Origin of the sequence: Bacteroides sp. GM023, assembly GCF_014750685.1 — a bacterium.
GTDB lineage: Bacteria > Bacteroidota > Bacteroidia > Bacteroidales > Bacteroidaceae > Bacteroides.
On sequence record NZ_JAAXGE010000001.1, the window covers coordinates 640,966 to 652,980 of the forward strand.

The following is a 12,015-nucleotide window of genomic DNA, read 5'->3' on the forward strand; positions in this document are numbered from 1 at the left end:
ACTGTATTAAAGACAAGTAACTGATACTTTGCTTTAATACAGTTTTTCTTTGTAACATTCATTTCTGTAATTCAATGGGGTCTGACCTGTATTCCTTTTAAAGAATTTGCAAAAGCTGGCGGCATCACTAAAACCTAATTTGGCAGCAATCTCACCAATCGTTGATTTTGTCGAATTCAATAACGTACGTGCTTCCATTACCAGTAATTCTGTGATAATACTGTTGATGGTTTTACCTGTCCCGGTGCGCACTATTCGCGCCAAATACTGTTCGCTGATAGCCAGTTTGTCCGCATAAAAACTCACAAAATGTTCTTCTCTGAAATTAAGGGTAACAAGGGCATGAAATTCTTGCAAGACGTGGTCTTTGCGACTGACTTCTTTTTTGATAATTGTCTTTCGGGAAAGAAAATCGGCTATATCCAAAAATAGGGCATTGCACGCCGCCTGTATCCGCCGGAAAAGGAAATGATGTTTGATATTCATCAGATGCATCAGAACTTCCAATTCCTTATGGATGATTCCGGCTTCGTATTCCGTTAGTTGTATCGTATATTGCTTATTCTGTCTCATCGTTGCCAGTAGCGTAGCTGTTATTTGAGTCAGATAGGAATCGTCCGTCCGCATGGATTCGGAGATGGAGAGGGTGATAAACTTAATATCACGACTCGAATAAAGATGCTCCGTGAGATAATTCGCTCCATGAATAAGCAACATATTCGGCTCTATTGCAATAAACTCCCCATTCAGCAAAATCTCCGAACGGCCTTCAAGAACGAATATCATATACAGTTCCCGATTGAAGTAACGTTCGTTTTCGGGATAACTTCTGTCTTTATATTCACTCTGAAAGCAGACTACTTCCTCTTTATAATGAGGAATTTCAGGATGCTCCTTTAATAGCTGCGTGTTGTCGAATATGCGGGATTTTACCATTTATACCTTCTTTTCAAGACGTAAAAATACGATTTGTTTCGGATATGACAAAAACTGTATGGAATTAGATAACCTATTTCAGATAAAAAAGCGGGAACTTTGCATATCCTTTTCAATATATGGGAGGAAGTTATATAAAGAGGTTACAAAAAGATATGGAAATGAAAGATGTTTTTAAGAGGTATTCGGTGTTTGTTATCGGGCTGTATTTCCTGGCGGCCGGCATTGTTTTGATTATACGTTCCGCATTGGGCACAACTCCTATATCCAGTATCAACTATGTGTTGAGTCTGAATAGTCCTTTATCATTGGGTACTTGTACTTTTATCATCAATATGATACTTATCTTAGGACAGTTTTGGTTAATCCGAAAAAATAAAACCCGGCAGGATATTATTGAAATTCTTCTTCAGATGCCTTTCTCTTTTCTATTTTCGGCATTCATTGATTTCAATATGATGATGACAAGTGAACTGCGTCCTGCCAATTATGGAATGTCAATAGCTTTGTTGCTTACGGGATGTATGGTACAATCTATCGGAGTAGTTCTCGAACTAAAGCCGAAAGTAGCCATGATGAGCGCGGAAGCATTCGTAAAATATGCATCCCGTCGTTATAATAAAGAATTCGGGAAGTTTAAGGTGTATTTTGATGTGACTTTAGTTACTTTGGCGGTTATACTCTCGCTCCTGTTAACTCAAGGCGTTCAAGGAGTACGTGAAGGCTCTCTTATCGCTGCTTGTATAACGGGCTATATCGTCAGCTTCCTGAATCAGAAAATAATGACGAGAAAAACACTTTATAAATTGTTGCCTGTCTTGAAATAAAGAAAGGAGACAGGTCGATACAATTGCCGTAACGGACAATGTGCATCGACCTGCATATATAATGAGCGGGTTTGATTTTAATCCAGACCTTTATCTTAACTTTAATCTTAACCGAGAACAGTCTTTATATCTTCCACAATCTGCTCATCTGTAAGATGATTGGCACGAAGCAACTCCTGTATATCAAAGCGGTCTACAAATTCTTTCTTAGCTCCGTAATTTATCACTTTCATATCACTAACACCATAATACCGGGCAATCTTTTCACCGAAACCACCGTCCAGTACGCCATCTTCCAGTGTAATCACTAATTGATGGTCGGCTTTCAGTTCGTCCATAAGTTTAGTATCTACCCCTGTGATATAACGGGGATTAATCAGCGTTGCATCAATACCCGTTTTTTCTTTCAGCAATGACAGAACCGACTGTCCCAATCCAAAGAAAGAACCTAAAGCCACAATAGCTACTTTCGAACCACGATGCGCAACCTTATAACGATTCAGAATACTATAATCGGACTCAACAGGTTCACCGCAACTTATCACATCTGTTGCCGGTACACGGATAGCAACCGGATGCTCGTTCTGACGGATGCTCCATTCAAGCATCGCAAGATATTCTTCCTTGCAGGTCGGCGCCAAATAGACCATATTAGGAATATTACTGATAAGCGGAATATCGAAGAAGCAGAGATGCGTCACGTCATTCATGCCGGACAAAGTACCCCAAAATACCAGTAAGACAGCCGGATTATTATTAATACAAAGGTCTTGCGAAAGTTGATCGTAGGAACGTTGGATAAATGTGCTGTACACTCCATAGACTGGCTTTCCGCCTGCCTTTGCGATGCCCGAAGCAAGTGCTACCGCGTGCTCTTCGGCAATGCCGACATCTACAAACTGCTTTCCTGCTTCCTGGCGACGGTTGGGTGTAAATCCGAGAACCGTAGGAGTACCCGAAGTGATTGTCACTACACGAGAGTCCTCTTTCATCTTCTTCAGTAGGTATTGGGCAGTTACTTCACTGTAATCTTCTCCTTCATCATTGAATTTCGCTTCTCCGGTTTCTATATTGAACGGGGCACGCCAGTGATAAGTCTCCTTATCTTGTTCGGCACGTTCGTAGCCTTTGCCTTTCAGTGTATTAATATGCACTACTATCGGATGCTGAATATCTTTCACTTTAGAGAAAGCTTCGATTAATGCTTCCACATCGTTGCCGTCATTCACGTACATATAATCCAACCCCATAGCCTTGAAGAAATTGCACTCACATTGACCGTTGCTGTCGCGCAGTTCCTTTAGATTCTTATAGAGTCCACCATGATTCTCAGCAATAGACATCTGATTATCATTGACAATAATAATCATATTCGTACCAAGCTCTGCCACAAAATCCAGTCCTTCGAATGCTTCGCCACCGCTTAAAGAACCATCGCCTATCACAGCTATGATATTTTCATTGCCACCGGTCAGGTCACGTCCTTTGGCTAATCCGCTGGCCAGGCTGACAGAAGTGGAAGTATGACCGATAATAAAGAAATCATGCTCACTTTCCTGCGGCTCGGAATAACCGGACACATTATCATACTCGGCCGGATGAAGAAACGCATCCTTACGTCCGGTCAGCATCTTGTGTACATAACTCTGATGCGATACGTCAAATACGATTTTATCTTTTGGCGAATTGAATACATAGTGTAGCGCAATGGTCGCTTCCACCATTCCGAAATTAGGTCCGAAGTGTCCGCCGTGTTCGCTCAATTTTTGCAGGAGTGACGCACGTATTTCACCACTTAAATCATTCAATTCTTTTACTGACAGCTTCTTAACATCTTCAGGAGAATAAATATTTTCTAAATACATATCAAACAGTTTTTATAAATAACATTTCTACTTATTTTTTTATGACATTGCAAAGATACTGCCACATTTGAAATCTGTTTGTATATGAATTACGGATTATTTTACCTATATTACAGTTGCCCCTAAATTCTCCTTAAATTCTTTCTGAATTCTTCGTAAATGAAAGAATCCGCTCATTCTCTCCATCATCAACCATCAAGCCAAAGCCTGACTTCTGTACTCATTGGGCGTGCAACCGACACGTTTCTTGAACAACCTGCAAAGATGCTGCGGATACTGGAATCCTAAAGAATAAGCTATCTGACTCACCGTTTCATCCGTATCAGTAATATGTTCTTTCGCCAGTTCGATTACTTTTGCCTGAATATGTTCCTGCGGAGTTTTCCCTGTTTCCTTCTTTACCATATCACCGAAATAGTTAGGGGAGAGATAGACTTTATCAGCAAAGTACTTCACGGAAGGCAAACCGTCCTGCATAGGAAGCTCGCTTTGGAAATACTCGTCCAGCAGTTGCTCGAACTTTGTAAGCGCATCTTTATTCGCACTATTCCGCGTAATAAATTGTCTTTCGTAAAAACGCATACAATAATTCAGCAACAGTTCGATATTCATGGCAATTAATGCTTTGCTGTGTTTATCTATGCCATGCTCCAATTCTATACTGATTTTCTTCAGGCAATCCTTTACTATTTCCTTTTCCTGGTCAGAAAGATGCAAAGCCTCGTTGACCGCATAAGAAAAGAAAGTATATTTCTTTATCTCTTTGCCAAGCGATGTGCCGCGTATCAGGTCGGGATGGAAAATAATGCCATAAACCTCAGGACGGATTTCATCTTCAATGGTACTCACACCGGCAGTTTGACCGGGGCCGAAACAGACGATAGTTCCTTCCTGATAATCATAATACTGGCGACCGTATTTAATATCGCAGCTTTTAGTCTCTTTTAGAAAAAGCGCATATATGCCATAATTCATTTGGATATGATTGACCGATTTGGTTGCTTTCGTCAGGTCAACGACACTAACCAAAGGATGCAATGTCTCCAGTCCATACATTTCGTTATACAGATTCACATTCTCTAGTTTTATAACTTTATCCATAGCTTTTGGTATTTTGATGGGTAACAAAGATACAGATAAATATTTTATCTTCATAGAGAGGAAATGATGAATCAGTAATTTGGGTTATGAAATCAGTAATTGGTATAACTAAATCTATACTAAGCTCTTGAGTCCGGTCTCTTATATGAAAAATAGTCCGCACAGCAAAAGTCTTTTGTCTTTACAGCAAAGCCCGATTCGTTTTTACCATCTAACTTTGCAAACGGAAACAGATAAGTCCAATAATGGAATAATATTAAAAAGAATACATTATGAAGAAAAGAAAAATTGGTGCGGCAGGACTGGAAGTCTCGGCTGTTGGTTATGGATGCATGGGGTTGTCACACGGATATGGGGCGACACCGGATAAAAAAGAAGCAATCCGTTTGATGAGTCAGGTCTATGAGTCAGGATGTAATTTCTTTGATACCGCCGAAGGGTATAGTGCCGGTGGCAACGAAGAATTGGTGGGAGAGGGGATTGCTTCCTTTCGTCGGGAAATCATTTTGGCAACGAAGTTTGTGATTCGTCCCGATGAAGAAGTTTCTACTATTCCCCAGCTTATGAGAGTAGTGGAAGCACATTTGGATGCATCGTTGAAACGTCTGAATACGGATTATGTCGACCTTTATTATCAACATCGTATCAGTAAACAAATTCCGGTGGAAGCCATTGCATGGTGTATGGGTGAACTGATTAAGAAAGGTAAAATAAGAGGTTGGGGACAGTCGCAATCCACCGTGGAACAAATCCGACTGGCACACGCTGTCACTCCGATGACTGCCGTGCAGAGTGAATATTCGATGATGGAACGTATGTTTGAGAAAGAAGTGATTCCTGCGTGTAGCGAATTGGGCATTGGCTTTATACCATTCAGCCCGTTAGCTAGTGGTTTCCTTAGTGGAAAATATACATCCGGACAGGAATATAAGGGAGATGATGTGCGCCGTGTGATAACTCGCTTTGAAAAGGAGAATATGGAAGCCAATCAACCGTTGCTTGATTTGTTGAGGCTGTTTGCCCAAGAGAAAAATGTGACGTCGGCACAGATTTCTTTGGCTTGGATGTTACATAAATATGACTTTCTCGTTCCGATTCCAGGTTCACGCAAAATGGAACGTATTGTTGAAAACCTGGGTGCTGCTGACGTGGTATTAACGAAAGAAGAATTTGACAAGATTGAAGCGGAACTTTCAAAGATAGAGATTTACGGAAATAGGACAGATGAAGATATAGCCAAACTTTACCGATAAAATAAGGAGTGAAGTTCTTTTTTACAGATAAAATCGTATTTTTGCTGGTAAACAGTTGTCAACATGGAAGATGAACATTTCATAAACTATTCCAATATCTTTCTTAATATGAAAGTGACGGAGAATACCATATGCGATTATGGAGTAATGGAACATTGTTTGCTGTATGTTTATTCGGGTAAGGTAGAGTTTGAGGAAGCCAACCACTCTGTTACGATTTGTGCAGGAGAATGCGCTTTTATCCGCAAAGGACATCGCATAAAGATGATTAAATATAGTGATAAGGACACTCATATCTATCAGTCTATTCTTTTAAGATTTTCTCGCAAATTCCTGTTAGAATACTATCGTAGTCATGGCAGGGAGAAATTTTTGGAAACAACCAAGCGGAGCAAGGTGAGTATTTTGAAAATACCACCTCTTCCTGCTGTCACAAGTTTATTTGAATCCATATTTCCTTATTATGAATCTTCTGTTGCCCCCGATGAAGAATGGATGGATATGAAATTGAAAGAAGGGTTGTATATCGTACTTAAGTCCGATGCAAAAGTCTATGCTTCACTGTTCGATTTTGCCGAACCATGGAAGATTGATTTATTAGGCTTTATGGAAGAAAACTATATGTACGACCTTTCTATTGAGGAATTAGCATCCTATACAGGGCGGAGCTTGACCGGATTTAAGAATGATTTTCGGAAAGTGAGCGAACTGACTCCACAAAAATGGATTATCAAGCGAAGGTTGGAAGCTGCGCATGAGTTGATAATGAACCGGAATTGCAAGGTTAGTGAAGCGATGCTGAATGTCGGTTTTAAAAATCTGTCACACTTTTCAAGAATATATAAAGAGGTTTATGGAGTAGCGCCTAGTTATAATAATGTATAGATATAGGGCTGACTTTATTTAAACTGTAATTGAGGTTATCATACCCGTAATTTGTCTACAAGAACTTTGCTCCCTTTTATCGAACTTTGCAGTGTACAAATAAATAATAAATTATAGTATGGAATATGCAATGTTAAACAATGGAGTGAAGCGGTTCTCTATGTGCTTTTTTACCATTTTATTAGCCGTTATTTGGATGGCATGTAGCGAACATCCCGATAGTATGGGAAACCCGGAAACAGGTGGAGGAACGGAGATTAATAATGGAAATGAAGAACCCAATAAAGAAAGTATGAAAATTAAAATTACAGTAGGACAGCGTGTGGTGACTGCAACCATGGCTGATAATGCAGCAGCACAGGATTTTGTTTCCCGTTTGCCGCTTGAAGTGAAACTTGACGATTATAATAATACCGAGAAGATATTTTATCCTTCTCCTAAATTAACAATAGAGGGAGTGAAACGTGGATGTACGCCTTCCCCCGGTGACATTACTATTTATGCGCCTTGGGGAAATGTGGCTATATTCTATAAAAGTTGGTCGCAAAGTAATGATTTGATTCTGATAGGTCGTATTGACGGTGACGGAATCGAGGCATTGAGCGTATCGGGGACTGTAACGGTCAAATTTGAAAAGGAATAGAAGATGTCCTTCTTTCCTATTAGTAGAAATGTTCCTTAGCATACCGACTGTGAGCCTACTGTGCTCTTGAAAGGAGTTAGCCATCATTATATTGTATTTAATGATGGCTCTTTAATATAGTATTTTCTTCATTGCCTAATGAGTTTTCGTTCAACAACTGTTGAACGAACGCTCTACATATGTTGAACTATCGTTCGACAACTGTTGAACGAAAACTAACTTGCTACTTGGAGGAATAATATAAGTAAGAGAGAGAATTAAGAATTGCATAGCGTTGGCTTATTGTATGCAACAGCATTGTTTAGCTCATTTCTTGCCGTTTTTATAACCAGTAATTGGGGTTATCATACCCGTAATTCGTCTACAATGGTTTTGCTCTATTCTCCCGATCTTTGTCATGTCGAATAAATCCAACATAAAGAGGACATTAATAATATAAAGAATATGGATAGAAAACATTTTCTGAAAAGCGCACTGTTGACGACCGGTAGCTTATTATTAGGTAGCGCGGCTATCTATCGGTACTTGGGCGATAGGGGAACGACAGATACTCCGCTTCCTCAAGCAATAGATAAAATACAGGATGGAAATATGAAAAAAGTACTTGTAGTGATGAGCGCAGGAACAAAGTGCGGTAATACAGACAGACTGACCGATGCTTATATTAAAGGATTGGTGGAACGGGGACATTCCGTTACAAAAGTCTATCTAGGCAGTATGCGGATAGAAGGATGCAGAGGATGTGGAGTGTGTCAACGTTTGGCTCATCAGTGTGCAATCAAGGATGGTATGCAGGATATATACCCTTTGTTTGCGGAATGTGATACGATAGTGATGGCTTCTCCTTTGTACTTTTGGACGATAACCTCGCGTTTGAAATCTTTCATTGAAAGACTTTACGCCATCTCTACCGATGACAAATATCCTAAAAAAGATGCTGTGTTACTTATGACAGCCGGCGATGACGAGGATGCAACCTTTGAACAGCCTGTGCGATATTTCCGGCTTCTCAATCAGGCATTGGGCTGGAATGAAGCAGGAGTATATTGTGCCGGTGATTGTACCGGATGCGAAAAACTGGCACGGGAGATTGGTAAAGAACATCTTGAAAATGCGTATAAGATGGGATTGGCATTATAAACTGTATAGCAATTATGGAACAAAAGAATAAATTAAAACTCAATTCGGGCGGTTTGCTCGTATTTATCCTTACGGTCGGTGTATTCGGAATTATCAATACGGAAATGGGAGTGATTGGAATATTACCTCTGATAGCCGAAACTTTTCATGTCACTGTTCCCCAAGCGGGATGGACAGTTAGTATATTTGCATTGGTGGTAGCTATATCTGCTCCTGTTATGCCGTTGCTGTTTTCGGGAATGAACCGGAAAAAAGTAATGTTGCTGGCATTGGGGGTATTTACGCTAAGTAATATTATCTCCATGGTGACTTCCAATTTTACCGTATTATTGATTGCCAGGGCGCTTCCGGCCTTTCTTCATCCTGTCTATGTATCTATGGCTTTCACAGTGGCGGCTACATCCGTCAGCAAGGAGAAAGCTCCGAAAGCGGTGGCAAAAGTCTTTATAGGTGTTTCGGCAGGTATGGTGCTGGGCGTGCCGGTGACAAGCTACATAGCGAGTGAAGTTTCGTATTCTATGGGAATGTTGTTCTTCACAGTTGTGAATGCTTTGGTATTCATCGCGACTATCTTTTTAGTACCTTCCATGCCTGTAAAAGAAAAGTTGTCTTATGGTACACAACTCAATGTGTTGAAAAGAAAAGTTGTTTGGTATTCCATTTTGGCAGTGACGCTTATAAACGGGGCTTTATTCGGCTTCTTCAGTTATATGTCTGATTATCTTAAGAATGTGACGGGAGTTTCGTATGGTGTCATCAGTACGATGTTGTTGATTTATGGTTTGGCAAATATCATCGGGAATGTCATAGCCGGAAAGCAACTCGCCACCAATCCGGTGCGCAGCATGATAACAATTCCTTTTGCCTTGCTTGCTTTCTATATCTGTCTGTTTGTCTTGGGAGAATGGCTTGCAGCGATGGCGGTTATCATTCTGATTTTAGGAATATTGGCGGGATACGGTCAGAATACGATGCAGTATATGATAACCGAATCAGCACCCGAAGCACCGGACTTCGCCAACGGATTGTATTTGCTGTCTGCAAATCTTGGAACGACGATTGGAGCAGCTTTCTGCGGAATGTTCATCACTCTTTTCGATACACGATATTCTGTTTTCGGCTCGTTGCTGTTCCTGGTGGTAAGTATAGTATTTGTCGTTTTGAGAATCCGTATGATACAGTCGCGAAAACAGGCTGAAATAGAAGAAAGTATTATCTGTAATTGAGGTAGATATACCCGTAATTTATCTACAAAGAAACTCTTTTTTCTACTGTATTTTTGCAGTGTAGATAATAGGTAATCAATTAATCAAAAAACAATTAAACAATGGAACAAATTAAAAATACACATTACGAAGGCGAACGTCCTTTGTTCGCTTCTCACGGCCTTTACCTGGAAGACGTAACGATTCATACTGGTGAATCAGCGCTAAAAGAATGTAGTGATATAGAGGCTGTAAATTGTCGTTTTGAAGGGAAATATCCTTTTTGGCATAATGATGGTTTTGTAGTCAAAAACTGTCTGTTTACGGAAGGAGCGCGTGCCGCACTTTGGTACTCCAGGAATCTGCAAATGACGGACACACTGGTGGAAGCACCGAAAATGTTCCGCGAAATGGATGGAATAAAACTGGAAAACGTACAGTTGCCTAATGCTTTGGAGACGCTATGGTATTGTCGTAATGTAGAACTGAATAACGTAGAAATAGATAAAGGGGATTACCTCTTTATACATGGCGGTAATATCAAGATTCAAAACTTTGCAATGAAAGGCAACTACTCTTTCCAATACTGCATGAATGTGGAGATTCGCAATGCCGAAATACATTCAAAAGATGCTTTTTGGAATACGGAGAATGTGACAGTTTACGATTCCATACTCGATGGAGAATATTTGGGTTGGCACTCAAGGAATCTGCGCCTGGTGAATTGTAAGATTTCGGGTACTCAGCCACTTTGCTATGCACACGACCTGGTGATGGAGAATTGCACGATGGCGGATGATGCTGACCTTGCTTTCGAGCATAGCAGCGTACAGGCGACTATTAATAGCCCTGTCCATAGTGTGAAAAACCCACGTACGGGAAGTATCACCGCTAATAGTTACGGAACCATTATCCTGGATGAAAACATCAAAGCCCCGGGAAACTGCGAACTGAAACTTTGGGATGATCTGACCTGTTTTGATTGAAATATGAAGTATAATTTCGATGAAATTATTCCACGCAGAGGGACGAATTCTTATAAATGGGATTCATCCGACGATGCGGATGTCTTGCCGATGTGGGTAGCTGATATGGATTTCCGTACAGCTCCCCCTGTCGTGGAAGCATTGAAGAAACGGGTGGAACATGGTATTTTCGGATATGTGCGTGTGCCGGATGCTTATTTTGAAGCGGTGACGGGTTGGTTTGCAAGGCGTCATGCCTGGCCGATAGCTAAGGAATGGATTATATATACTACCGGAGTTGTCCCGGCATTGTCTGCTGTTATTAAAGCACTGACGATACCCGGTGATAAAGTGATAGTGCAGACACCGGTGTATAACTGCTTTTTCTCATCTATCCGTAATAATGGATGCGAAATGGTTGCGAATCCACTGCTTTACAGGAATGGAACCTATCAGATTGACTTTGCAGACCTGGAACTAAAAGCCGCTGACCCTCAAGTCAAAGTCCTGTTATTATGCAATCCTCATAATCCCGCCGGCAGAGTATGGACGAAACAGGAACTAACCCGTATAGGTGAAATCTGTATTCGCAATGATGTATGGATAGTTGCGGATGAGATTCATTGCGAGCTGGTTTTCCCCGGACATAATTATATTCCTTTTGCTTCTATTTCGGAAGAATTTCTAATACATTCTGTAACTTGTACTTCACCCAGTAAGGCATTCAACCTGGCAGGGCTGCAAATAGCCAATATTATTTCCGCCGACATGGATATACGGTTGAAGATAGACAAAGCCATTAATATAAATGAGGTTTGTGATGTGAATCCTTTTGGTGTGGAAGCCTTGATAGCTGCTTACAACGATGGAGAGGAATGGCTTGAAGAACTGAAACACTATCTGTTTGCCAACTATAACTACTTGCGAGCCTATTTTGATGAATATCTTTCGAAATTCCCGGTAATGGCATTGGAAGGTACTTATTTGGTATGGGTGGATTGTTCTGCCCTGAAACAGTCTTCGGAGGAAATAGTAAAAACATTATTGGAGAAAGAAAAACTTAGGGTGAATGGGGGGAGCCTGTATGGAGACGCAGGAGAAGGATTTATACGTATTAATATTGCGTGCCCCCGCCAACGATTGATGGATGGATTGGAAAGATTGAGGCGGACGTGGAAATAAAATAATTGTCAAT

11 protein-coding genes are annotated in these 12,015 nt (G+C 40.7%); 8 read left to right on the forward strand and 3 right to left on the reverse strand.

What is annotated here, in order from left to right; all coding sequences use genetic code 11:
- Window positions 1–33: 33 nt before the first annotated feature.
- Complete coding sequence (locus HC965_RS02395; RefSeq protein WP_191029923.1) at window positions 34–936, reverse strand: AraC family transcriptional regulator; 903 nt, start codon at window positions 934–936, stop codon at window positions 34–36.
- 155 nt (window positions 937–1,091) lie between these two features.
- On the opposite strand from HC965_RS02395, the gene HC965_RS02400 reads away from it, so the two are divergent.
- Entirely contained in the window at window positions 1,092–1,763 is a 672-nt protein-coding gene (locus tag HC965_RS02400; protein WP_191029924.1) for a YitT family protein, read from the forward strand.
- 107 nt (window positions 1,764–1,870) lie between these two features.
- Here the strand turns inward: HC965_RS02400 and HC965_RS02405 are convergent, their stop codons facing one another.
- Together HC965_RS02405 and HC965_RS02410 are read right to left on the reverse strand one after the other, a co-directional pair.
- On the reverse strand, window positions 1,871–3,628 hold the full coding sequence (locus HC965_RS02405; RefSeq protein ID WP_191029925.1) for a 1-deoxy-D-xylulose-5-phosphate synthase: 1,758 nt from the start codon (window positions 3,626–3,628) through the stop codon (window positions 1,871–1,873).
- Between the two features lie 195 nt (window positions 3,629–3,823).
- On the reverse strand, window positions 3,824–4,729 hold the full coding sequence (locus HC965_RS02410) for an AraC family transcriptional regulator (protein WP_191029926.1): 906 nt from the start codon (window positions 4,727–4,729) through the stop codon (window positions 3,824–3,826).
- Window positions 4,730–5,001: 272 nt separating this feature from the next.
- Between HC965_RS02410 and HC965_RS02415 the strand changes: the two genes are divergently transcribed.
- From HC965_RS02415 to HC965_RS02445, 7 genes are all read left to right on the forward strand, one after another.
- The gene (locus HC965_RS02415; RefSeq protein WP_191029927.1) at window positions 5,002–5,982 is read left to right on the forward strand and encodes an aldo/keto reductase; all 981 of its coding nucleotides are present in this window, start codon (window positions 5,002–5,004) and stop codon (window positions 5,980–5,982) included.
- A 63-nt stretch (window positions 5,983–6,045) separates the two neighbouring features.
- The gene (locus tag HC965_RS02420; protein ID WP_191029928.1) at window positions 6,046–6,867 is read left to right on the forward strand and encodes an AraC family transcriptional regulator; all 822 of its coding nucleotides are present in this window, start codon (window positions 6,046–6,048) and stop codon (window positions 6,865–6,867) included.
- 118 nt (window positions 6,868–6,985) lie between these two features.
- The gene (locus HC965_RS02425) at window positions 6,986–7,510 is read left to right on the forward strand and encodes a cyclophilin-like fold protein (RefSeq protein WP_370539955.1); all 525 of its coding nucleotides are present in this window, start codon (window positions 6,986–6,988) and stop codon (window positions 7,508–7,510) included.
- Between the two features lie 444 nt (window positions 7,511–7,954).
- A complete protein-coding gene (locus HC965_RS02430; protein WP_191029929.1) occupies window positions 7,955–8,650 on the forward strand; it encodes a flavodoxin family protein in 696 nt (231 codons plus the stop codon).
- A gap of 14 nt (window positions 8,651–8,664) precedes the next feature.
- Complete coding sequence (locus tag HC965_RS02435) at window positions 8,665–9,876, forward strand: MFS transporter (protein ID WP_191029930.1); 1,212 nt, start codon at window positions 8,665–8,667, stop codon at window positions 9,874–9,876.
- A gap of 101 nt (window positions 9,877–9,977) precedes the next feature.
- The gene (locus HC965_RS02440; RefSeq protein WP_191029931.1) at window positions 9,978–10,841 is read left to right on the forward strand and encodes a DUF3737 family protein; all 864 of its coding nucleotides are present in this window, start codon (window positions 9,978–9,980) and stop codon (window positions 10,839–10,841) included.
- A gap of 3 nt (window positions 10,842–10,844) precedes the next feature.
- Window positions 10,845–12,002, forward strand: coding sequence for a MalY/PatB family protein (locus HC965_RS02445; RefSeq protein ID WP_191029932.1), 1,158 nt, complete (start codon window positions 10,845–10,847; stop codon window positions 12,000–12,002).
- Window positions 12,003–12,015 lie beyond the last annotated feature (13 nt).